General features: G+C 45.0%; 19 protein-coding genes. 10 read left to right on the top strand and 9 right to left on the bottom strand.

Annotation, left to right across the window (positions count from 1 at the left end):
• Positions 1-204: 204 nt before the first annotated feature.
• The 4 genes from VP504_RS23635 to VP504_RS23620 all read right to left on the bottom strand — a co-directional run bounded on the left by VP504_RS23635 (position 205) and on the right by VP504_RS23620 (position 6813).
• Positions 205-1818 carry a sensor domain-containing diguanylate cyclase gene (locus VP504_RS23635; RefSeq protein ID WP_325894485.1) on the bottom strand — a complete coding sequence of 538 codons (1614 nt, stop codon included), beginning with the start codon at positions 1816-1818 and terminating at the stop codon, positions 205-207.
• A 181-nt stretch (positions 1819-1999) separates the two neighbouring features.
• Positions 2000-2665, bottom strand: a complete 666-nt coding sequence (locus VP504_RS23630) for a cupin domain-containing protein (RefSeq protein ID WP_325894484.1) — start codon at positions 2663-2665, stop codon at positions 2000-2002.
• A gap of 316 nt (positions 2666-2981) precedes the next feature.
• The gene (locus tag VP504_RS23625) at positions 2982-4844 is read right to left on the bottom strand and encodes a DEAD/DEAH box helicase (protein ID WP_325894483.1); all 1863 of its coding nucleotides are present in this window, start codon (positions 4842-4844) and stop codon (positions 2982-2984) included.
• A 304-nt stretch (positions 4845-5148) separates the two neighbouring features.
• A complete protein-coding gene (locus VP504_RS23620) occupies positions 5149-6813 on the bottom strand; it encodes a GGDEF domain-containing protein (RefSeq protein WP_325894482.1) in 1665 nt (554 codons plus the stop codon).
• A gap of 237 nt (positions 6814-7050) precedes the next feature.
• Here VP504_RS23620 and VP504_RS23615 point away from each other — a divergent pair, with 237 nt between their 5' ends.
• Together VP504_RS23615 and VP504_RS23610 are read left to right on the top strand one after the other, a co-directional pair.
• Positions 7051-9048 carry an exoribonuclease II gene (locus VP504_RS23615; RefSeq protein WP_325894481.1) on the top strand — a complete coding sequence of 666 codons (1998 nt, stop codon included), beginning with the start codon at positions 7051-7053 and terminating at the stop codon, positions 9046-9048.
• Between the two features lie 1456 nt (positions 9049-10504).
• Positions 10505-11047, top strand: a complete 543-nt coding sequence (locus VP504_RS23610) for an outer membrane beta-barrel protein (RefSeq protein WP_325894480.1) — start codon at positions 10505-10507, stop codon at positions 11045-11047.
• Between the two features lie 534 nt (positions 11048-11581).
• On the opposite strand, the gene VP504_RS23605 is transcribed toward VP504_RS23610, so the two are convergent.
• Positions 11582-11827 (bottom strand): hypothetical protein, encoded by a 246-nt coding sequence (locus tag VP504_RS23605; protein WP_325894479.1) that lies wholly within the window; start codon positions 11825-11827, stop codon positions 11582-11584.
• Between the two features lie 116 nt (positions 11828-11943).
• Between VP504_RS23605 and VP504_RS23600 the strand changes: the two genes are divergently transcribed.
• On the top strand, positions 11944-12810 hold the full coding sequence (locus tag VP504_RS23600) for a LysR family transcriptional regulator (protein WP_325894478.1): 867 nt from the start codon (positions 11944-11946) through the stop codon (positions 12808-12810).
• Positions 12811-13001: 191 nt separating this feature from the next.
• Entirely contained in the window at positions 13002-13529 is a 528-nt protein-coding gene (locus VP504_RS23595; RefSeq protein ID WP_325894477.1) for a C40 family peptidase, read from the top strand.
• Here the strand turns inward: VP504_RS23595 and VP504_RS23590 are convergent, their stop codons facing one another.
• A complete protein-coding gene (locus tag VP504_RS23590; protein ID WP_325894476.1) occupies positions 13530-14234 on the bottom strand; it encodes an SDR family oxidoreductase in 705 nt (234 codons plus the stop codon).
• Between the two features lie 125 nt (positions 14235-14359).
• Here VP504_RS23590 and folM point away from each other — a divergent pair, with 125 nt between their 5' ends.
• The 5 genes from folM to VP504_RS23565 all read left to right on the top strand — a co-directional run bounded on the left by folM (position 14360) and on the right by VP504_RS23565 (position 18014).
• On the top strand, positions 14360-15073 hold the full coding sequence (gene folM / locus VP504_RS23585) for a dihydromonapterin reductase (RefSeq protein ID WP_325894475.1): 714 nt from the start codon (positions 14360-14362) through the stop codon (positions 15071-15073).
• A 16-nt stretch (positions 15074-15089) separates the two neighbouring features.
• Entirely contained in the window at positions 15090-15452 is a 363-nt protein-coding gene (folX, locus tag VP504_RS23580; RefSeq protein ID WP_325894474.1) for a dihydroneopterin triphosphate 2'-epimerase, read from the top strand.
• A 123-nt stretch (positions 15453-15575) separates the two neighbouring features.
• Positions 15576-16115, top strand: a complete 540-nt coding sequence (locus VP504_RS23575) for a cytochrome b (protein WP_325894473.1) — start codon at positions 15576-15578, stop codon at positions 16113-16115.
• A complete protein-coding gene (locus VP504_RS23570) occupies positions 16112-16681 on the top strand; it encodes a YceI family protein (protein ID WP_325894472.1) in 570 nt (189 codons plus the stop codon). The genes VP504_RS23575 and VP504_RS23570 overlap by 4 nt, the downstream gene beginning before the upstream one ends.
• Positions 16682-16865: 184 nt before the next feature.
• Positions 16866-18014 (top strand): amidohydrolase, encoded by a 1149-nt coding sequence (locus tag VP504_RS23565; protein WP_325894471.1) that lies wholly within the window; start codon positions 16866-16868, stop codon positions 18012-18014.
• 61 nt (positions 18015-18075) lie between these two features.
• On the opposite strand, the gene VP504_RS23560 is transcribed toward VP504_RS23565, so the two are convergent.
• The 3 genes from VP504_RS23560 to VP504_RS23550 form a co-directional block, all read right to left on the bottom strand.
• Positions 18076-19527 carry an MFS transporter gene (locus tag VP504_RS23560; protein ID WP_325894470.1) on the bottom strand — a complete coding sequence of 484 codons (1452 nt, stop codon included), beginning with the start codon at positions 19525-19527 and terminating at the stop codon, positions 18076-18078.
• 404 nt (positions 19528-19931) lie between these two features.
• Entirely contained in the window at positions 19932-20996 is a 1065-nt protein-coding gene (aroG, locus tag VP504_RS23555) for a 3-deoxy-7-phosphoheptulonate synthase AroG (protein ID WP_325894469.1), read from the bottom strand.
• A 174-nt stretch (positions 20997-21170) separates the two neighbouring features.
• Entirely contained in the window at positions 21171-22640 is a 1470-nt protein-coding gene (locus VP504_RS23550; protein ID WP_325894468.1) for a cobyric acid synthase, read from the bottom strand.
• A 199-nt stretch (positions 22641-22839) separates the two neighbouring features.
• On the opposite strand from VP504_RS23550, the gene VP504_RS23545 reads away from it, so the two are divergent.
• Complete coding sequence (locus VP504_RS23545; RefSeq protein WP_325894467.1) at positions 22840-23391, top strand: hypothetical protein; 552 nt, start codon at positions 22840-22842, stop codon at positions 23389-23391.
• Positions 23392-23401: the final 10 nt, after the last annotated feature.

Genomic DNA, 23401 nt, shown 5'->3' with positions numbered 1-23401 from the left:
ACACCTATTTGTCTCATTTGTAAAACAGTAGATAGGTATCAGAAGAAAGTCTGAGAAGACTGAAGTTTATTGGTTTATACCCGCGAGAAAAATCAGGTTGAGCTTGAAAAGATCAGTTGGTTAGGTAGTTAAGAAAGCATGAATTTGAGAGAATCCCCCCAATTTAGTCAACAAAATAAGGAAGTAAGCGCATCACGTTATTTTCTAATACTTTCGGCTTAGACGGGATTTCTTTCGGGCTCGTTTGTGCTGGTACATCGTTTTGTCTGCTTCGCTAAGCCATTGTTCTGCTGAAATGACTTTCTCAGACAACTCGACTGCCCCAACACTGATGGAAACTTTGACACCTTCAGGTAAGCCTTCGCACTCAATATCGCATTTCAAGCGATCAAGAATGTGCGGGATCTCTGCTTTGGCCGTGTGCCTCAAAAGCACAACGAATTCATCACCACCTATTCGGCCTGCAACATCCGAGTCACGGATATTTGACGTGAGGTGGCCAGCAATGGCTTTCAGTACTTTGTCCCCGACATCGTGGCCATAAGAATCATTGATACTCTTGAATCCATCAGCATCGATATAAACCAGCACCGAAGCATCACTAACGCGATCATAACCTTGGAAGGCTTCCTGAATGTCAGTCATGATCGCATGGCGAGATTTAATACCAGTAAGAGAGTCATACTCCACCAGTTCACGTAATTTTTTCGCCATGACTACCACGGTGTCACGTTGATCAATTTCCGCCGTAATATCAGTCAGGGTTCCGACGCGATAAATAAGCTCACCATTTCCATCAAAAACGCAATTCCCGCTGTCTCGGATATGTTTCACTCTGCCATCATCAAACAACAGTCTGTAATTGATATTCCAAGAATCAGTCGATGGCGAAAAGCGTGTGCTTTCTGCCATTTCACGTTCGGCTGGGTGAATTTTTGCTAGAAAAGCGTGAGGATTGCAGTATAAGGCTTCAACCCTTTCTTCCCAAATAGTGTCATAGCATTTGTTAACATAAAACAAACGCATAGGGTCTGCAGCCGAAATCCACACAACTGAGCTAACATGCTCAGCAATCGCCCGGAAACGCCTCTCCGATGTCATGATCGTTTCCTGAAGTTGCTTTTCTTCATGAATATCCAACACAGCAACCAAATACTGCTGTTGGTTGGTGTACTTGCAAACGATGGAAGAAACAAACGCGCGAACCCAAATTTGATGCCCATTTTTATGAATGTAACGTTTATCAACCTGGTATTGATTGCCAGACCCTAGTGTAAGGTTTTCACGTAACGGTCTCTCGCTATTAGCATCAGAATGGTAGGTTAAATCAAATTCAGTTACCTGGAGCAAGTCATCGACTTCGTAGCCCAATAGGTCAAGGTAAGCAGGGTTAAAGCTAATAAACCGACCTTCAGTATCTACACGCACCATACCCATTGGCAGTCTTTCCTGTAACGCCTCATTGACCTCGTCATCTTGTTGATAGAGGGTAAATACTGCGATAAAGGTATTAGTTGGAACTGTATTGACCAAATTGACTTTCAGGACATAGATATCTTTGCTAAGTGCCAAGCGAACGAGTTTGGTAAACGGCTCGTACTGTGGCGAGTTAGAAACGACCTCAAAATAGCGAACAGCTTCGTTCCACGCGCTCTCTGTCAAATAGCCATCAATATTGGTTTCATCTGGCTGTCCGTGAAACAACTGCAGGCACTCACGGTTGCTTTGAATGATCTCTCCGAGTTCATTCAGTAGAACCATGGGTACAGGTGCAAGTTCAAAAAACTGCATCTGGGGAGGGCTTTGAGTCTGAAACATCCGGGTTCGTCATGTCCTGTAGCCATTGAGGCATTTTCAAGAAAAAGCTCGAACATTCGAGCCTTGTACTCAACCAACATACTAGCGATATATTGGGTTTACATCTGTCTCACTTTTACGCAGAAATAAAAAAATATGCAACCCCTCATCCCGTGGTTGATTAATCTGTACATTCCTTTTTCTACCTCACACCAGGGTAAGGGAGGTGCCCAACCTTCACCCAAAGGAGCGTATCTTCTTCTGCGTAAGGATTATATTCAAACATGTGCGGGTTTCTTATCCAGGTACCTGGTCCATATTTACCATACTCATCCCTGTATTCTCCTTCCAATACATAAACCTCTTCACCACAGAAATGTGAGATGTTGAAAAAGTGTTGCCCTGCTGGCCATTTAATCATGGCCACCTGTTCACCATTGAATTCATGCAGCGGCCGAATCATCAAACGTCCTTGACCTTCAATCCACCCCTGTTCGTTTAGCGTGTTAATGCAGACTTTTTGATGATCGTTTGCTGAAAACTGATGGAGCTTGACCAACAAACAGCAACCAATATCACTAAATGGTGTATGGGAATAATTGGGGGGATTCCTGAGATACGTGCCTACCGGATAGTCACCGGTTTCATCAGAAAACATTCCATCAAGAACAAGAATTTCTTCGCCCAGAGGGGGCGCATGTTGTGAAAAGGAAGAATTTGGGGAGTACTTTACAATACTGGTGGCTTGACCACGCTCTACCTCCTCCCGCGAGAGAGGCTTGCGGAAAACACCCTCCACCGACGATGACTGCCAGTCCATTTTGCTGGTGTTTATTATCACCCGCTTATCAAACTGCATGTTCAGCATAAACAGTCCTCAAACAGGGAACAACATATACGAAAACAACCTCAACCCTTGTTCTATCCAAGGTGAATCTCTCAAGGAGCGCTTTGAGGCAGCTTAGGTATACCTCCAATTAATTCAAACAACTATGAATTGATCGGTAATACACTTAACGCCCAGTTTCAGCTTGCTGCCTCAATAATATAGCAACGCTAAGCCGACCGTTTCGTCCCAATCATTAGAACACCGTCCATTACTTTAGCAAACACGCAAATAGACAAATATATACAAAAAAGCCCGCTTAAAGCGGGCTTAGAAATTTTTCGGCAACACAAGCGAATTATGCGTCTGCGTGACGTCGCTCACCACGGAAAGAACGCTTGTCACCACCGCGGTCACGGTCGAACCGACGGCCACCTTTGTCACCACGACCTTCACCACGGTTGCCACCACGAGGGCCACGGTCATCAAAGCGACGTGGGCCGCGCTCACCACCGTTACGATCACCGCCATTGCGACGACGCGGTGGAGACATATCTACGTGACCTTCAACCAACTGAGCGTCAGTCGCTTTCTGGCGAATACGCAATTGCTTCAGTTGACCCAGGATCTCTTTAGGCATTTTCTTCGGCAACTGAACATAGGTGTGACCCGTTGCCAGTTTGATTGAACCGATGAATTGCTTCTCAAGGCCTAGTTCGTTCGCAATTGCGCCAACGATATCTTTAACCTGAACACCTTGGTCACGGCCAACTTGCAATTGGTAAGTGTCCCAATCTGCAGCATTGTAGCTACGACGCTCGCCACGATCACGCGGGCCGCGGTCATCACGGCGTGATTCACGGCGACGGCTGTCACGTTCCATAGCGGCAATCATTGGATCTGGGCCGTTATAGAACAGTGGACGTTTGCCTTGCTGACGCTGAAGCAGCATGGCTGCCAAGGTTGCAGTATCAACCTCGATTTGCTCTTGCAGTTTCTCGATCAGGCCAACAAATGCTTCCAGGCTCTCAGACTCTTTCTGTTCTGCCAGATCCGCAGCTAGGCGAGCCAGACGTGCTTCAGCAACTTTATCGCGCAGTGGAAGTTGAACCTCTTCCATGCGAGTAGAAGTTACGCGCTCGATAGTGCGCAGCATGCGAATTTGGTTAGTGCGAACCAGCAAGATTGCTTTACCTGCGCGCCCAGCACGACCAGTACGACCGATACGGTGGATATATGACTCAACATCGAACGGAATGTCGTAGTTAAATACGTGAGTAATTCGTGGCACATCAAGACCACGTGCAACTACGTCAGTCGCTACCAGAATGTCGATAACACCGCGTTTGATATGGTCAACAGTACGCTCACGAAGTGACTGTGGAATATCACCGTGTAGAGCAGCAGCTTTGAAGCCACGCGCGCTCAGCCAATCAGCCAGACGCTCAGTGTCCTGTCGGGTACGCACAAATACGATAGACGCATCAGTTTCTTCAGTCTCAAGAAGACGAGACATGGCTTCGTCTTTCTCTACACCTTTAACAACCCAAAATTGCTGTTCTACTTTCTCAACAGTACGATTGCTGCCAGCAACGTCAATACGAGCAGGTTCGCGCAGGAATCGGTCAACAATTTCTTTAACCATTGGAGGCATGGTGGCAGAGAACAATACGCGTTGCGCTGATTCTGGTGCTTGCTCCATGATCCAAGTCACGTCGTCAACGAAGCCCATCTTGAGCATTTCGTCAGCTTCATCCAGAACGAAGGTGTGAACTTCGTCTAGTTGCAGACGTTCGCGGTTGATAAGGTCTTTAACACGACCAGGAGTACCAACAACAATGTGTGCACCGCTACGCAACGCACGCATCTGGTCAACGATTGAAGCACCGCCGTAGATTTCAAGCACTTTCAGGCCATTGATGTTTTGACCCAACAGCTTAACTTCAGCTGCCACCTGTATAGCTAGTTCGCGTGTTGGTGCCATAACGATGGCTTGTGGTTTGTGTTGTTTCAGATCCAGTTTGTTTAACAGTGGCAGAGAAAATGCAGCTGTTTTACCAGTACCGGTTTGCGCTTTACCGAGTGCATCAACACCGGTAAGCAGAAGAGGAATCGAAGCTGCCTGGATAGGAGTCGGCGCCACAAAACCGATTGCGTCAAGAGCAGAAAGAATGTTTTCAGCCAGATCTAACTGGCGAAATTCAGTAACAGTATCTTGCATTGGGATCCCAATATATAGACGAAAGTAACGGGGCCCCTGCTAGCGGTTTCGCACTGTTATTTTTCACTGATACAGGGTCACTCAAACAAAAACACGGTGACAACCTACTCTCTGCAACAGTATCTAACGCTACGGGCCTCGACAAATAAGGCGTGCATTCTGCGCCAGTAGACCCAAAAAAGCCAGAAAAAATTGAACAAGTTCACAATTCTTTCTACGACTGATGGCTTTTTGACTGCAAACGCTTATTTCCGTAGCAATTTGCTGTTATTTCAGACAGCCAGTTTCCTAATGGTAAGAATTCTTAGTCGAGGCATATGCGGTTTTGCCCCAGTTTTACCGCCGTCGTCTTGAGCTTTTCTGCCCGTTTCATAATTTTCAGTTTCTGAGTAAATAATGAAATAGACGTTAATGTCATTCCCAAACTCAATGTTACTCGCTGGTAACCTGACGAATTCTTGTTGGGAATATTGAGATGGTAAACAGAATGCACCATATTTTCGGCCACTTCGCGCAACATCAAATCATCGTTATGTAATAGAAGAAGAGAAAACGTACCTGATGATTGGTAGCAAAGGATGCCGGGAAGCATTGTCCCTGCCTGCCTTTCTAGAACGTCAGCGACTTTTTTTACCAAGTTAGACGCTGCCGATTTTCCATAGAATTTTCTATACCCATCAAAACAATCTATGTCGATCGAAATTGCTGCGACGCGCTGTTTCTCTTTTCTGGCCTGTTTAAACAGGCCGGGCAATGCCATATTTAAAGCCTGTTCATTTGGCAAACCAGTATCAGCATCGCACAGGCTCATCCAGCGCTCATTACGTTTCTTCGCAAAGAGTTTGTGCTTGAGCGTTTTCAGCTCTGATTCCCGCTTGCTGTTAATAGATATCAGTTCATCAAAGCGCATGCTGGAAGATTCTGACTCCCTCACTTTGACTATTTTTTGGCAGACGGACGCAGCAAGGAGTTTAATTGCTTCTTTCTTAGGCTCATCAAGTGGTGTTCCATAGATAAGGTTATCGCCCGCCAACCAGCCAATGCACTCGTCACCATTCCACATCGCCATCATGATGTTCCATCCGATACCAACCTGCTCCTTACCGAAATATAAAGGTACATTTTCTTTTACAATGAGTTCGTTCTTCTTGGTGAGCGCCTCTTCCATAAACATTGTTTTTGGCATTTCCTGGCAGAACTTTGAGCGGTCGACGACGTTACCTTGAGGATCAGTTCCCCATGTCCCCCACATCTTGTGGGTTTCCATATCGCAAAGGAATATTCCCATCCTGTCGACCTGGAGTTTGTCTCTGCCAAGTTCAACCGCAATCCGGCATAGTGAGTGAATGGTGGTTGCCTTAGTAAAGCGAAGTGAAATCTCGTGGAGGTTTTTTAGGTAAGTGAGTTGAGAAGAGAGAGTATGATTATCCAGAGCGAGATCTAATTCGCTCTTTCTATTAGTGACATTCTGCTGATTCAGCCTATGCGCTAGGACTTTACACTTTAGGTGTTCATCCGTATTCGCCTGCAACCAAGAAAAGTCTTCAGGAGACAAAGAGCGATCACGGGAAGTCGTTTCTGATTCCACTAGTAAATACCCCAACTTCTCCTCTCTCTTACATAAGGGAATGACCGCATGTTCCCAAAGTTGGTTCTCTTGCTCCCAGTCTCCGTTAAAGGGCAATTCAGAAATAAAAGAAAATTGGTGCTGATACTTATTGGCGAGCGCCTCCCAATCGATATAATAACCACTATATTCCTCAGAGGGTTTGAAAACGGGATAGAAGTTAAAAACATCCTGTGTCTGACTTGCGGCAAGCCTTAGTTCGTCATCAACCCAGATAAAAAGTGCGATGTTTCTGATTCCATTTCGACTAACCAATCGACTGAATATATCTTCACACCATTTGTCCAGTGCGCTACACACATCTTCGGCTATACCACTAACCCGCACTTCAGCACTATCCATTCGCTAAACCGTAACATCCTTTTACCGAACGGATATTCTGTCACTAATGTCGAATTAGGTTTCTTTGTTACATCAAGTTTGCGAACGAAGTTGCCATTTCTGTTTCATTTCGACGACTTAGCTCTCAGTTTATGCCACTAGGTATCTTCAACTGCAATACACCTTTAATATGTGATGACTTGGTTTTAAGGCGGTGAATCCGTATAGTGTGGCGGTTCACAATCTGAGACCAGGCTAATGTTTCAAGACAATCCATTACTAGCGCAGCTAAAGCAGCAAATTAAAGAGAGCATTCCTAAGAAAGAAGGCTCTATCAAAGCAACCGAAAAAGGTTTCGGCTTCCTTGAAGTTGATAGTAAAACCAGCTACTTCATCCCACCTGCGTACATGAAAAAAGTCATGCATGGTGACAAAGTCGTCGCGCTTATCCGTACCGAAAAAGAAAAAGAAGTGGCTGAGCCAGACGAACTAATTGAACAGTCGGTTGATCGTTTTATTGGCCGAGTGAAAATGATTCGCGATAAGCTGAATGTGGTTCCTGACAGCCCTCAGCTTAAAGATGCTATCCGTGCTAAAACCAAGAAAGGCCTTAGCCACGACGCGCTGTCTGAAGGCGACTGGGTTGTAGCAAACCTTATCCACCACCCTTTGAAAGGTGACAACAATTTCTTTTGTGAAATCAGCGAAAAAATCACGGACTCAAACGACAAAATTGCACCTTGGTGGGTAACGTTGGCGAAACATAACCTACCAAATCAGGAACCAGCGCCACAACCAAGCTGGCAAATGCTTGATGAGTCGTTGGTTCGTGAAGATTTGACGCACCTACCGTTTATCACAATCGACAGCGAATCCACCGAAGATATGGACGATGCGTTGCACACGGTAGCAAATAAAGACGGTACATTCGAACTGACTATTGCCATCGCTGACCCAACAGCTTATGTAGCTCAAGGTACAAGCCTGGACAAAGAAGCCCGTGAGCGTGGTTTCACCATTTACCTGCCAGGCCGAAACATTCCGATGCTACCTCGCGAACTGAGTGACGACCTGTGCTCCCTCCGTGAAGAGGAGGTTCGCCCTGCACTTTGCTGTCGTGTTACCATATTAGCCGATGGCTCTATTGCCGAAGATGCTCACTTTTACTCAGCTACCATCAAGTCTCAGGGCCGTTTGGCTTACGATAACGTATCAGAACTGTTAGAAACTGGGTCATGCAGCAAATGGCAACCAACTGAAACTATTGCTGAACAAGTCAACGCCTTGCACAGCCTAGCCAAAGCGCGTATGACGTGGCGTGAAACCAATGCAGTGACTTTCCCTGACCGTCCTGACTACCGTTTCGAGCTAAGCAAAGACAACGATGTTGTCGCGATTCATGTGGACCCTCGCCGTATCGCGAACCGCATGGTTGAAGAAGCAATGATTACAGCAAACATCTGTGCTGGCCGCGCCCTTCGCGAACACTTTGGTTTTGGTGTATTCAACACCCACGCTGGCTTCTCTCCAGAGAAAATGGCTGACGCGGTTGAATTGATAAACAATAACGGTGGCAATGTTTCGGCAGAACAACTTGAGACTATCGAAGGTTTTAGCGCACTACGTCGTTGGTTGAACGAGCAGGAAACCACTTACCTTGATAACCGTATTCGTAAATATCAGTCTTACAGCGAAATTGGTAATACCCCGGCCCCACACTTCGCAATGGGTCTCGATGTTTACGCAACTTGGACATCACCAATCCGTAAATACGGCGATATGGTTAACCATCGCCTTCTCAAAGCTATAATCCGTGGTGAAGATGCCGCACAAACTCCGGACGAAATGATCGGTGAGGAGTTAGCTCTACACCGCAGACACCATCGTATGGCCGAGCGTGATGTCGCTGACTGGTTGTATGTTCAGCTACTGAAAGGCAGCGTCGCTGAGAAAACAACTTTCACTGCAGAGATCTTTGACATTAACCGTGCTGGCATGCGTGTGCGCCTACTGGAAAACGGGGCGATGGCGTTTATCCCTGCGTCGCTTATTGTCGATAACAAGAAGCGTATTGAATGCAATGGCGATATTGGGACCATCTCGGTAGATGGCGTTAAAGCATTCCAATTGGGCGATACCATTGAAGTTGTTTTGTCTGATGTTAAAGAACCTACCCGTTCGATTGTTGGTAAACCGACCAGAGAATTTGCAGTGATTGCAGAAAAAACCGAAGAAATGGTAGAGAATAGCAAGTAACCTCTGACACAATGAACAAAGCCAGACTGATGTCTGGCTTTGTTGTTTTTGGCCAACACAGGCTATTTTGTTCTTTGCTTGGACAATAAAAAACCCGGTCCATAGAAGCCGGGTATAGGTTACTATTCTGACTTTTCACGCAGCAAGCGAATGTAAAGTCCAGCTATGCAGTAACGCCAAATTTGGACCAATCATTAGGTTGTCGGCGGCCAAACCAATTCCTTATGATTGCCTGCGTCCAATGATTTGCCTTTCAGCAAACGTTATTGTTATGAAAGAAATTCTACCAAGTAATGTTTAAAATCAACTGAACAACTGAGTTAATGTATAGTGCTCAATCGCTCATTAATTTGTTTTTCGTCGCAATTTGGCTCCCCATAGGGGTTCATCACAACCTCAATGGTGACAATACTCACATAAATAAGAACCAGTTGTAAAGCTTTTGTCAACAACCACATTAAATGCATTCATAAAAATCATTCAAATCCATTGGGTTACTAGTAAATGTAGTAATAAAAACTCACTGCTGAAAAGATTTCTAGACAATATTTCGCCGCTTTTCGTGTATTTCTTTCTAGGTACTCTGTATGCGGATTAAAGCGTTGTAACTTTTCATTTGTATTAACAACAGAATTAATGTTCCTTTGCATAAACTCTAGCCACGTAAGTATTTTTCATTAATTTCAATTAGTTGTGATAAGTGTGTTGCTCTTTCTAACCCCGTAAAACCCTTCGTAAACTGCCCCAATTCATGCCCCTTTTTGAAAAAGTGTCCCATTTTTAGAGGTGGAACGGGAAGGTAATCGGAGATAATAAAAAGGCCTGCAGTTTCACAACGACAGGCCCTTAGTTCAGATTCTGCAAAGCTTGATTTCCTATCTCATGATTTACTCTTTGATGTTCGGGCCTTCATTCACCTTCATCAAAGCCACTAACTTCAATATGGTCTGTCGAACCCATATCTTCGTATCGTCTGAAAGCTCCGTCCCTCCACTAACATCAAATCTAGTTCACTGCATATGCTCTCCGTTCCGCGAACTTGGTCGTCGGATTGTTGGAAAGTGCATCGATGTGGGTGAAAACAAGGTAATTCTCTTCCTTCACTTCCGGACAGCCTAACGGGCAAAACGGTGAGTAGATATCAGCAGAAACTGAGGTGGAAAATAGAGTTAGCGCTGCGAGCTTGGTGGCGAATTCATTTGAGCATCTCTGTCTAGTTTGATGAACACTTACAGTCGCACTTCTCATCCTCGATGTTAGTGAAAGATAAGACCTCTGTGGCAAAAATCACGGGACCTTTATCGATTATTGCCTACTATGTCAATAGGAAATGTGAGCGAGATTTCACACTCATAGTCTATGTGAATGCCTGTACTCTTTACTGGACATACATAATTCACTAGTTACAATTTCGATACTATAACGAACGCTGTTTTAAATTTTTTTGGTACTCATCATGAAACACTTTATTGTTTTACTGGTTTCTTTACTTGCATCATTTCCATCATTGGCTCAGCAACACCAGATTGGTTTGGGGCTTGGGGGCGCTGATCTTGATGGTCGTGACAGCGATGTGGGTTTTGCAGCACAGTTTAATTACTCCTATCAGTTTCAGCCCAACTTTGCGGCTGAAATTGGACACATTGGCGCTTCTGGCATCGCCAGTTCTACGGTCTCTTTATTATTGGGTGAAACAACAGAAACCATCGACTTTTCTAATACTTACTTAGGGATGAGAGCGAACCATTACTTATTGAGCTTTGTTAATGCATATGCCATGGGTGGTGCAACATACTCAGAAGTGGAAAAGTCCATTGAAGTTAAAAAAACTGGTGCTAAAACGACTGATACGTCTGATGGCCTTGGAGGTTACATAGGCGCAGGTTTAGAATTGGTTGCCTTCGATAGCATCGGTTTTGGGCTAGAGTATCGAAGGTTCTTTATGCATGATAACTACAAGTCCAATGGTGTCCTGTTGATGGCAAATATAAAGTTTTAACGCCTAAATTATCTTTGGGTCAATTTGCCCACTGCTTTTTACGTAAGCCGGGTCGACCGGCTTATTTTCTGTTGTTCTTTTTTGCCTTTTTCCTCGACTCATTAAGCTGGCTGAGACTATAAGTTGACGCGCTTTTCAAAAGTGTAGAACTTAAATTTTCACCACTTTTTAGTGATAAAATTGCAGATAAAAATTTTGCTCAAAAAAACCTTTACTTCAACAAGGGGGCTCATTTTGGTAAGGTGATATGAATTTCTCATAGCACTCCCGACACAGCCACGTGTTACCACCGCAACAATAGCCAACTCCTGACTCTTCGCTATTAGAAGCAAAAATCTCCCAATAGCAAATCAAACAATGCTCATGATCATCATGCTTCATATACTACACCTGAGAAGGCACCCCACGATCACAACGCCAGTCAATCTCGCTAAATCCTGCATCTTCAGGTCGTTTGTGTATATAAAGATAAAAAAACCGCAACACCAGAGTAGCGTGCGGCTGGATATGCGGAAGTATCCCAGGACTCGATTCTTAAAATGGTTTACTACGGCGTAGCTTTTGAATTTCTCTTTCTACTTCTGCTCGAGTAAGTCCAACGTCTTGTAAAAATCGCTCATCATCCAGGTTTTTGGATAGCTCCTGAATTAAAAAGTGCTTTCGGTTGAAGTACCACATTGCATGCACTAACTTTGCAAGTAGACCTTCTCGGTATGCGGCTCTAGCTAGGCTTTTCCAGCCTTCATTTATGAAATCATTGTTATTCGTTTTGACCACCATATCTTCTCTCCCCTAGTACCGTTTTTGCTCCCCCTATTGACAGTTCAATATTTAATCAATTTAATTATTAAGAAAAGCCAATCTTTTTTACTTGATACTTCAAAGGAGCTGAAGTAATGACAAACTTCGACATAGACCAACTCCGCACTTTGATCGCGATAGCTGATTGCGGGAATTTCGCTGCAGCCGCAGACAGCGTCCATAGAACACAATCTGCAGTGAGTATGCAGATGAAAAAGCTGGAAGAATTGGCAGGTGTCGCCATCTTCCAAAAGCAAGGAAGACGACACGTATTAACTTCTCATGGTTTAACCTTGGTTAGCTATGCCAGACAAATACTCAACTTGAATGATCAGGCAATTTCCCATTTTCACAGCCCAGACATGAATGGCATGGTCAAATTTGGGGTTTGTGATGATTACGTGAACCTTATTTTCCGCCAGGTTTTGAACGGTTTTACTGAGCGCTATCCAAACCTTCAGCTGTCGGTGCAAAGCAACAGTAGTCAACGTCTCTTAAAACAGGTTCAAGATGGTCGACTTGACATGGCTTTAGTTAATATTCACGATGAGAGTTACCCTGTCACACAGCTATCTACAGTAAGACTTGTGTGGGCCAAATCACGTCATGTTAGCTACTGCAAGGACAAGCCACTGCCAGTTGCCATAGAAAGTGATTGTCGTTGGGGTCGTTTAGCATTGGAACTACTGAATCGGGCAAATATTTCGCATCAGGTTGTGTTGACTGCAGCAGACTTCCACGGGCTTAATGCTGCCATTGAATCTGGCATGGCAGTTTCTCTTATCGCGGCGTGTTCAGTCACAGACAAAATGGATTTGCTTGAGCGAATAAACTGTCACTCTCTAGAAACCGCCATCGCGAATGGGTTAGCCATCAAGCCAGGAGCAAATGAGCCCGCAGTGCTTGCCTTAGCTGATTACATTACAGAATGGTATGTGCGTAGGAATCAAACCGCTGCATAGAGTTCCAGGCTTGAGATTTCTGTAACACCACGGATATTTCACTATTGCGTAGCAAATTCTCTGTCAATAAACTCAATATACCCAAACAACCTGAAGATGCTGGGGTATAGATATCAAGCGTTGTTTTCTTAAAGTGCATTCCAGCGGGAGGCGCTTTGTCACTCCAGCCCAACAATTCGATGGAAACGATAATGCCGGGAAATTGGATTCTCTTTACCGTTTTGTTTTCCAGCCTCCTTTTGGTTGGCTGTGAATCTCCGAAATCTGACGACGACGCTGATTACTCTTCGCATTATGAAACCAATCGCCCTGGCACACTTGGCCTCCCCAATTCCCAATTTGGAATATCAAAATACCAAGCACTGTTTGCCTATTTCGACGAATGGAAAGGCACGCCATATCGATATGGTGGTGCTTCGAAACACGGGATAGACTGTTCAGCTTTTACCCAACAAGCGTTTCTTGCCGTTTACGAACACTCTCTACCTAGAACCACGAGACAACAAATCAAGGTTGGAGACAAAATTACTCTCGCAACCGCCGGCCATGGAGACCTCATTTTCTTTAAAACAGGAGCCAGCAGGTACCACGTCGGTATTTATATTGGTGAGGACGAGTTTATGCATGCATCTTCCTCCAAGGGTGTCACCATCTCCCGGATCGACAATCCTTATTGGTCAAAAAGGGTAATCGACGTTCGTCGCTATCCCCTGCAATAGCTACCACGGAATAACGCTTCCATCATGATGATACAATTTTCCCGTTCCTTCCGGCGACATACTCTCGAAAACGGAAACAATTCGCTCTGCCGTTAAATCGGGGCTATAAAGTTTGTCTTTCGGCCAGTTCTGAATAAAAGGATCTGACAACCCACTCGGTGTAGTTCCTGGGTGCATGGCAATCACTGAAGAGTTCGCGGCTCGCCTCCCCCATTCTATAGAAAGATTTTTAATGAACATGTTGAGCGCCGCTTTGGACATTCGGTAGCTGTACCATCCTCCTAATCCGTTATCTTCAATGCTACCGACTTTTGCACTCAGAGATAGCCAACGGAGATTTGATTGCCGTGTAACTATGCTATTCAATGCCTGGGCCACATGAATGTGGCTTATTACATTGACTCGCATTGAAAGGTTGAGCCAATCAGCGCTGAGTTGTTTGAGATTCTTCTCTGGTCCACGAACCTCATCATGCAGAAATCCGACACAATGGATCACACCGGCAAGATTTTCAGCTCGCTCAGCTAACCACTGCTCCATCACTTCCACACTTTCCGGCTCAGTCATGGCAATATTGAGATGATTGAGAGAGGAACCTTGACCGCGGCTGATTGTCAGGATCTCGTACCCGGCTATTTTTAGTTGTTTGGTAACGGCATTACCTATGGTTCCGTGTGAGCCAGCCACCAATACGCTCTTTTGCATCCTTCCCTCACTCGACGTTCTGCTAGAATCTAACTTACTGATTTTAAAATTATCATTACCGATTTCTGATCTTTTTTGATCCGTGTCCGTATTGGGTTTCGCACATTAAACCTCATAAGAGATATATGACTAATAAAACAATTGTGATCACTGGTGCAGGGCAGCGAATTGGATTAGCGCTTGCTAACCATTTCTGTTCGAAAGGTTTTAGCGTTATCGCGTCTTATCGTTCAGAAAAACCTGGCGTATCGGCACTAAGAGAGCTCGGGGTAACCTGCATACAGGCTGATTTCTCTTCTGACACTGCAATTCATCAATTTGCCCGCGATATTGCAGAGCACAATGTTGAGATTCGCGCATTGATTCATAATGCATCAGACTGGAATGCGGAAAACAAAACCGATGACTACGCTGCGCTATTAAATGACATGATGCAGATACACGTTAAAGCACCTTATTTACTCAATCTTGCGTTGTCGCCATTTATGGCGTCTGATTCAGCAGCCCAGTCGGACATTATCCACTTCACAGACTATGTCGTGCGTAAAGGTAGCGACAAACATATTGCATACTCAGCCAGTAAAGCAGCGTTAGACAATATGACCCTATCCTTCGCAAAAAAACTCGCACCTGGAGTCAAAGTTAACAGCATCGCCCCAGCCCTGATTATGTTTAATGAAGGGGACGATGAAGCATATAAAAAGAAAGCCCTATCTAAATCACTTATGGCTATCGCGCCCGGCGAACAAGAAGTTGTCAACGCCGTAGAATTCATTATGAACAGTAATTATATGACCGGCCAAAGCATCAATCTAGATGGCGGTCGAGCACTCAAATAAGAACGGAGGCTGTGCTATGCAAAATGCCATTATCAAAATTACAAATCTTCGCCTGCGTACCTACATTGGTTTTAACCCTGAAGAGCAACAGAAGAAACAGGATGTCGTGCTTAACATTGAAATACATTACCCTGGCGATAAAGCGTGTATGAACGACAATGTTGAAGAGGCTTTGAATTACAAAGTGATCACCAAATCGATCATTGATCATGTCGAAAATGGTCGCTTTCTGTTGTTAGAGAAATTAGTTTCCAGCGTGCTGGATATCTCTCGTTCTCACCATTGGGTGACCTATGCCAATGTAACCATCGACAAGCCTCACGCTCTGCGTTTTGCCGACTCAGTCTCACTCAGTTTGAGCTGGCAGCAAGAAGACTAATTGGCCCTAATTTAAAGAGTTCCATCAAGATTTTCGAATAAGTCGTTCAGTTGTATCCGGTTCACCTACATTTAATGATGATTATAATTCTCATTAACTTATTACATTGGACACGAACGGAAGATGGAACAACCCACGCAATACAATGCGGTTTTACGCGCCATCCACTGGTTGACAGCACTGGTCGTTGTTGGCTTGTTTGCAGTAGGCCTTTGGATGGTCGATCTCACCTACTACAGCAGTTGGTACAAAACCGCTCCTTACTGGCATAAATCCGTCGGCATTCTTCTCGCGGTATTGACTGTATTCAGAGTATTGTGGCGCAGTTTTAAGGGCGCACCGCAGATCGAGGGAAATCGCCTGGAAAGAACTGCTGCGCACTCGGCTCACCGCCTCATCTATATTTTGTTGTTCGTTATATTCACGTCTGGCTATCTGATCTCGACATCTGATGGTCGCGCAATAGAGGTATTTAACTGGTTTGAAGTCCCGGCTCTCGGAGAGCTCTTCACTAACCAGTCAGATATTGCTGGCGCGATTCACTACTACGCTGCCTTCACATTGATTGGCTTGGCCATTCTTCATGCGGCTGCGGCACTAAAGCACCACTTTATTGATAAAGACAATACGTTACGGAAAATGATTGGAGACAAATCGCTATGAAAAAAACACTTGTTGCTCTGGGATTCGCTGCGGTAACCATGTTGCCGGCGATGGCTACTGCGGATGATTACGTGATCGACACCAGTGGTGCTCACGCGTCAATTAACTTCAAAGTTCCACATCTCGGCTACAGTTTCATCAAAGGTCGTTTCAACAACTTTGACGGTGAGTTTTCCTACGACCCAGCAGACGTTACAGCTTCCACAGTGGCAGTAAACATCGATACTACCAGTCTGGATTCAAACCATGCTGAGCGTGATAAGCACCTGCGCAGTGGAGATTTTATTAATGCATCCAAGTTTTCTTCTGCCACCTTTAAGAGCACGTCAGTAGAAGACAACGGCGACGGCTCAATCACCATCAATGGTGACCTGACACTGCATGGTAAAACCAACCCTATTTCAATTGCAGCTAATTTCATTGGCGCAGGTAATGATCCTTGGGGTGGCTATCGCGCAGGTTTTGAAGGCACAACTCGCCTAGAGCTTAAAGACTACGACATCGCCGTAATGGGGCCTTCAAGCTACGTTGACCTTGAATTGCACGTGGAAGGCATTCGTAAGTAATTTTCCGGCAATTTGTCTCAACAAAAGTGGTAGGTTAAACCTGCCATTTTTTTGTTCAACAAAGCACAAAAATAACGAATAACAACTCTGATCAGCATGCCCTCATAGATCTGACTTCGATCACATAAATGGTGTGCTTCAACGCGTAGAGTGTGGAGCTTGTTTCCGGTTGTTTGGGGGAATCATGTTCAACCCTATCCTGTTTAGACACCAATTACATAAAATGCCTGAACTCTCTGGTTTTGAAGAGAAAACCGCAAAGTTAATCGCCGATACGCTGCGGAGCTTCGGCTACGATCCTCAGGTAAAAATTGGTGGTCATGGGATAGCATTAACCCTAGAAAGCGGCATACCGGGCCCTCACCTTTTATTTCGCGCTGACACCGATGCCCTTCCCATAGATGAAGTCGCCACACACTCCCATTGTTCGAATGCTAAGGGCATCATGCACGCATGCGGTCACGACGGTCATTCAGCGAGTTTGATGGCGTTAGCCTATCGTTTGTCTATGTCATCCCTACAAAGAGGAAAGATCACTCTTATTTTTCAACCTTCGGAAGAAAACGGCCAGGGCGCACGGGCAATGTTAGATGACGAAAGCTGGTCTATGGATAAAATCGATTATGCGTTTGGCTATCACAATGTTCCAGGCCACCCTCTTGGACAAGTTCTTTGCCGTGAAAACACATTCGCTTGCGCGTCTGCCGGTGTTTCTATCACTTTAAAGGGCAAGACCGCTCATGCCGCTTACCCTGAAACGGCAGTGAACCCGACGCGTGCTCTGAGAGAGTTAATGCTAGATATTGAGCGATTGCCTCAAAATATGCCCAGCAGCTTTTCTTTAGCGACCATTGTTCATGTCAATATGGGGCACCCTGCCTTTGGAACAACACCTGCGGAAGCTGCCTTGATGGCGACGGTGAGAAGCGACAGCAACAAGTGTTTTCATTCACTGTGCTCTGACGTTGAAGAAATGGCAACGCGATACGCAGAAAGAGATGGACTAAGACTAAATATCGAATGGTTTGACAAGTTCAATGCGATTATCAACCACAGTGAAGCCAACATGCTATTAAAACAAGCTTGTAAGGGGTTAGGCTTCGATTACAACGATCTTGAAAATCCGATGCGTTGGTCTGAAGATTTTTCTGAGTATTCCCGTATTTGGCCTTCAGCATTCTTCGGACTCGGAAGTGGTATTGAGCATCCTCCATTGCACGATTCACGCTACGATTTTCCTGATGCATTAATCGATGTCTCCTGCAAAATCTTCGAACAAATCGTCAGAGACATGAACGGACTGAAAACCACAGATTTTATCGAAGCCATTTAATCCAGGTGTCATAACACCAAAAAGCGAGGTCAGAGCCTCGCTTTGCTATTGTTTTTGTTGCTTAAAGCTCGCCGCGCAACTCAATCAGTTTTTGCTTGATTGCCCGTGCTTTTTCTTCTGTTAGGTCATACTTCCACATTACCAGAATCGCCAGCAGTGCTGTAGACGCGGGAATAATGATATCCGCTAAGCGAAGGTTCGTGATGGTTTCAACAGACTGCGCACCTGCACCTGGGTCGAAGCCAACTACTTTCAATACCAAACCCCCTAGGATAAGTGCCAGCGCCTGACCAATTTTCACCATTAGCCAGTAGATTGCACCAAATGTTCCTTCTTTACGTGGCATGCCGTTATCCAACTCATCCATGTCACAGACGTCAGCCGTCATACTCATCATCAGAGTAAACAGGCCGCCAATACCGAAAGACATCAATGGGATTGGCATAAAGATCATCCAAGGGTTGCTTGGGTCAAAGCCCCACCACTTCAGGCCATATCCAACAATGGAAATCGTGGTAGAGATGATAAAGGCATTACGCTTACCCCATTTGTTCGCCATCCAAGTAATTACCGGAATAACAACAAACGCAGTGACAATGGCACTAACCGTAGAGAACCATGCAGGCCAGGTACCCGTTGCACCGTAGTCACCACCAAACATGTGGAACACGATGATAAAGAAGCTGAAAGATGCAACGAGCTGGAATCCATTGAAAACCAGGAATGTCGCACCGCAAAGGCGTACAAAAGGCTTGTTCCTGAAGACTTGCTTAATGCCTTTAAATACTTCCTTCAGGTTAGAGAAAATCGTTTTAAAGGAAATCTCTGCGCGGTTACCCATGTCAGAAGCATCAATGCCTTTACAAAACAGTCCAGGAAGGATACCCAAGGTGATACACGCACCTGCCACAAACAATGACAATTGTTGAACACCCTCTGCTTGGCTGCTGAATAAGTCAGGGTCTGCAATCAATACCCAGAACCAGGGTACAATCATCCAAGCTACCTGACCCATCGTATTTGCAAAAGCCATCAGGCGTGTGCGCTCGTTGTAATCAGAGGTCATTTCATAACCCAGACCGACGAACGGCGTTGCAAACATAGTGTTACCAATGGTGAAGATCAAAGAGAAAATAAGGAAATACCAAAAGTTGTACTCTTGTGATGCTTCAGGATCGAGTTGCCAAAGCATGGCAAATAACACGCCACTCAAGATTGCACCAACGACAATATAAGGACGTCGTCTACCCCAACGTGATTTGGTGTTGTCAGTGATAAAACCCATGATTGGGTCAGTGATGGCATCGAACAACCTTGGAAGACCACCTAACAGACCTGCTAGGAAAGGATCCATGCCGAAAGCGGTAATAAGGAAGAAGGAGAAAACCCCCAAAGCACCAGGAAGAAGGTTAAGCGTCAGCGTACCTGCGCCATAAGCCCCTTTCTGTATAACTGGAACGCTCTCCCTTGCGTCGTGAAGCTCACCTGCTGTTGTTTCTACGTGTTGTGACATAGCAAAATGTTAACCATATGTGAAATCCGTGTTGAGATATTACCTAGCTCTGCTAAAACACAGCAAATCGAGCATATACGATATATATCTCTATAAATTCATTTTGAAAGCGCTTTCTTTGGTTGCAAATAACGATGATGAAAAATACTGTTGGAAAGGTCTTTAATTACAGATTGATCGCGCGATTATGTGCTGAATGTATGTCAAACCGCCCTATTTTTCAGTTACGCAGTTAGCAAGCGATTTTTTATGAAATTAAAAGTAAACATTCTCATAAAGTAGGCTATTAGCGATACAGAGAAGCTTTGAAACCGTTTGTTTAATGCTGGCAAAAAGACAAATAAAAACCGCCAAAGTCACAAAAACTTTGGCGGTTTCACGAAGTCTGAAGGAGTTAGCTAAGCTTACTTCTTGGCAGCTCTACGCTCTTGAACAGCATCTGCCAGAGTATTTAACACTTTCTCAGTGTCATCCCAGCCGATACATGCATCGGTGATGCTTTGGCCATAAGTTGGTGCCTTACCATCAACCAGATCCTGACGCCCTTCTACAAGATGGCTTTCAATCATCACACCGAAGATTGCATCATTGCCGCCAGCAATCTGGTTTGCAACGTCTTCACCCACTACTACCTGGCGCTTGTATTGCTTACTGCTATTCGCATGGCTAAAGTCGATCATTAGCTTATTACGCAACTTAGCGGAATCCAGTTGCTCTGTGATTGCAGCAACATGTTCTGCTGAATAGTTTGGCTCTTTACCACCGCGCAAAATAATGTGGCAATCTTCATTACCTGCAGTTTCGACAATCGCGGAATGCCCGTATTTTGTTACTGACAAGAAATGGTGAGGAGACTCGGCTGAGCTAATCGCATCTGTCGCGATTTTAATGTTGCCATCAGTGCCGTTTTTGAAACCTACCGGGCAAGACAGACCTGACGCCAGCTCACGGTGAACCTGAGATTCAGTGGTACGCGCACCAATCGCGCCCCAGCTGATCAGATCGCCCATGTACTGTGGTGTGATCATATCTAGGAATTCTCCCGCAGTCGGCAGACCCATATCAGTGATATCCAATAGCAGTTTACGTCCCATACGCAGGCCATCATTCAGCTTAAAGCTGTTGTCTAGGTAAGGGTCATTGATCAGACCTTTCCAACCCACTGTTGTACGCGGTTTCTCGAAGTATACGCGCATTACGATTTCTAATTTGTCACTCAGTTTGTCACGAATAACTTTTAGTTTCTTGCCGTATTCAACTGCCGCTTCTGGGTCATGAATTGAACAAGGACCGATGATAACGAGAAGGCGATCGTCCTTATCGTTCAGAATATTGTGAATGGCCTGACGAGCGTTAAACACCGTTTCAGACGCATTTTCAGTCGCAGGAAACTTCTCCAGCACCGCTACCGGTGGTAGAAGCTCTTTTATTTTACTAATTCGGACATCGTCTGTTTGATGGAAGCTCATTCATTCACCCTTGCTACATTCTTCACACCGACCTTCACTGGTTCAGTGCGTATTCCTTAATTATTTGTAGTTAACTTATCGCCATTCCAAAAAGAGTGCAAACCTATTTTTACGCTTTTATGGATATTTTTATAACACTTAAAGATTGAATATTTTAGAATTAAGTGCTAGCAATTAACTTTCTGCCGTGTTTTGAAAGAGGAGAGCAAGATCCAGATGCTCTTCCAGCGCATCCGCTAGTGCATCAATGCTATGTTGTTTTTCTTTTATTAAATCAATACCTTTTTCACCATTTAGTCCTGCCCATTCGAGAATGAGTGCTAACGCCTGTGGATGATCGAACAAACCATGCCAGTATGTCCCAAAAACATTGTTATCCGTATTGATAAGGCCATTATCACCCTCACCACAGGCGACAGGGTTCACACCTTTTGATGTGGTTACACCCATATGAATCTCATATCCTGTGACTTCACTCACCTTCCCATTCAGATGAAGCTGCCCTGACTTCTTCGTCAGGACTTTCTCTTTTTCAATCACAGTAGTGGCTTCAAGATAACCTAGTCCAGCGGCATCCAGTTGATTGCCTTCCAGTCCTAACGGGTCATAGATGTGTTTACCTAGCATCTGGTAACCCCCACAAATACCGACGACTTTTCCGCCATATCTTAGGTGCTTTTGAATCTGTGCGCCCCAGCCAAACTCTCTTAGACTGGTTAGGTCTGAAATTACACTTTTACTGCCCGGCACTACAATCAAATCACACGGAGGAATGGGTTTTCCTGGCGCAACATATTGCAAGTTAACCTGTGGATGGGCTCGTAATGCATCGAAGTCAGTGTGATTGCTAATACGCGGCAGAACGGGAACAGCAACATTCAGGACGTTTTTACTGGGATCAATATTTTCCTGTTTGGTGTCGATTGCATCTTCAGCATCAAGCATCAAACCCTGAAGATATGGAACAACGCCGAGGACCCGCTTCCCTGTTTTTTCTTCAAGCCAATCCAGCCCAGGCTCCAGAAGGCTGACATCCCCGCGAAAACGGTTAATGACGAAGCCAACTACTCGATCCCGCTCTGATTGGGATAGACAATCCAAAGTTCCAACCAAATGCGCGAATACACCTCCCCTGTCTATATCGGCAACAATAATCACCGGAACGTCAGCCTCTTCTGCAAATCCCATATTCGCAATGTCGTTTTCACGCAAGTTGACCTCAGCAGGACTGCCCGCTCCCTCGATAAGCACACAGTCATATTCTGAGATCAGTCTTTCGAATGATTCCAACACAGGCGTCATTGCAAACGTTTTGTAAGATTGGAAGCCAATGGTATTCATGGCATCGACTGCCTTTCCTTGCACAATAACCTGTGCCGCACAGTCCGTACTTGGCTTTAACAAAATAGGGTTCATGTGAACCGTGGGCTCAATTCCACAGGCAAATGCCTGAAACGCTTGTGCGCGACCAATCTCTCCACCGTCTTCTGTCACTGCGCTATTGAGCGCCATATTTTGTGGTTTGAAGGGGGCAACTTTCACGCCACGACGCGAAAGAACGCGGCAGAGACCCGCAACAACAACGCTTTTACCAGCGTCAGACGCAGTGCCCTGTACCATGAGGGCTTTGGAGGTAGATAGCATGGATGAATCCGAAAGGTGTGAAGTCTAGATATGAAAAGTAAAGATATCATAGTGATTACAAAAAAATGCTAACACAATCGTTTAGCGACAAATTCTTTGTAATCGCGGTCAAAGTTATTTGCATCGTCACTAAAGTTTTCGCACAGGTAGCCATACACTTTGAACTATGTTGCAAAAAACGCTTGCTGCAAGGAATGCTGTGAATAATTCAAAAAAAACGCTAGTAATCAAAGCGGTTCTCACCGCACTGGCACTGACTTCGACAGCCTCAATGGCGACCAATTTTAATTACACTAATTTAGAAGTCGGTTTTACATCTAATCCTTCTGGCCTTGCTGGGACAGGAAGGCTTGCTTTTATGGATGGTGCACATTTTATAGTAAACGCCAGCAGCCAGTTTCAAGGCGACTGGGTCGTTTCTGGTGGTGCAGGCTTCCATGCTCCAATTAATGGTTTCGTTGATGTGCTCGGAGATGCGAGAGTCTATTCAGTGAAATTCCCTGAAGATGAAAAACACGACTGGGGTGAGCTTGCTTATGGCGTGAACGTAGGTGTTAAAGCTTGGATACTTCCGCAAATTGAAGCCAACCTTTTAGTTGGCCAAGTCGCCTTTGACTCAGATGATACCCGTTCGGTAGTCGAGTTAGGCGGACGATTTCATTCAACGGATATTTTGTCTATAGGTGCTACCTACAGGGCGAATGGCCTCTATAAAGAACAATTCTATTTTGATGTGTTATTCAACTTCTAATTTGAGGCAT

It is taken from the genome of Grimontia sp. NTOU-MAR1 (genome assembly GCF_035758505.1).
Lineage (GTDB): Bacteria > Pseudomonadota > Gammaproteobacteria > Enterobacterales > Vibrionaceae > Enterovibrio > Enterovibrio marinus.
Note: the sequence above shows the minus strand (reverse complement) of the source record. Positions and strands in the feature narration are given on the sequence as shown.

Bases quoted from the DNA above. Each gene is read 5' to 3' on its own strand.
- VP504_RS23620 (WP_325894482.1), bottom strand. From the start codon at position 6,813: ATGGATAGTGCTGAAGTGCGGGTTAGTGGTATAGCCGAAGATGTGTGT.
- VP504_RS23595 (WP_325894477.1), top strand. From the start codon at position 13,002: ATGCCGGGAAATTGGATTCTCTTTACCGTTTTGTTTTCCAGCCTCCTT.
- VP504_RS23570 (WP_325894472.1), top strand. From the start codon at position 16,112: ATGAAAAAAACACTTGTTGCTCTGGGATTCGCTGCGGTAACCATGTTG.
- VP504_RS23630 (WP_325894484.1), bottom strand. From the start codon at position 2,665: ATGCTGAACATGCAGTTTGATAAGCGGGTGATAATAAACACCAGCAAA.
- VP504_RS23625 (WP_325894483.1), bottom strand. From the start codon at position 4,844: ATGCAAGATACTGTTACTGAATTTCGCCAGTTAGATCTGGCTGAAAAC.
- VP504_RS23560 (WP_325894470.1), bottom strand. From the start codon at position 19,527: ATGTCACAACACGTAGAAACAACAGCAGGTGAGCTTCACGACGCAAGG.
- folX (WP_325894474.1), top strand. From the start codon at position 15,090: ATGCAAAATGCCATTATCAAAATTACAAATCTTCGCCTGCGTACCTAC.
- VP504_RS23605 (WP_325894479.1), bottom strand. From the start codon at position 11,827: ATGGTGGTCAAAACGAATAACAATGATTTCATAAATGAAGGCTGGAAA.
- VP504_RS23615 (WP_325894481.1), top strand. From the start codon at position 7,051: ATGTTTCAAGACAATCCATTACTAGCGCAGCTAAAGCAGCAAATTAAA.
- VP504_RS23590 (WP_325894476.1), bottom strand. From the start codon at position 14,234: ATGCAAAAGAGCGTATTGGTGGCTGGCTCACACGGAACCATAGGTAAT.
- VP504_RS23565 (WP_325894471.1), top strand. From the start codon at position 16,866: ATGTTCAACCCTATCCTGTTTAGACACCAATTACATAAAATGCCTGAA.
- VP504_RS23610 (WP_325894480.1), top strand. From the start codon at position 10,505: ATGAAACACTTTATTGTTTTACTGGTTTCTTTACTTGCATCATTTCCA.
- VP504_RS23575 (WP_325894473.1), top strand. From the start codon at position 15,576: ATGGAACAACCCACGCAATACAATGCGGTTTTACGCGCCATCCACTGG.
- aroG (WP_325894469.1), bottom strand. From the start codon at position 20,996: ATGAGCTTCCATCAAACAGACGATGTCCGAATTAGTAAAATAAAAGAG.
- VP504_RS23635 (WP_325894485.1), bottom strand. From the start codon at position 1,818: ATGTTTCAGACTCAAAGCCCTCCCCAGATGCAGTTTTTTGAACTTGCA.
- VP504_RS23600 (WP_325894478.1), top strand. From the start codon at position 11,944: ATGACAAACTTCGACATAGACCAACTCCGCACTTTGATCGCGATAGCT.
- VP504_RS23550 (WP_325894468.1), bottom strand. From the start codon at position 22,640: ATGCTATCTACCTCCAAAGCCCTCATGGTACAGGGCACTGCGTCTGAC.
- folM (WP_325894475.1), top strand. From the start codon at position 14,360: ATGACTAATAAAACAATTGTGATCACTGGTGCAGGGCAGCGAATTGGA.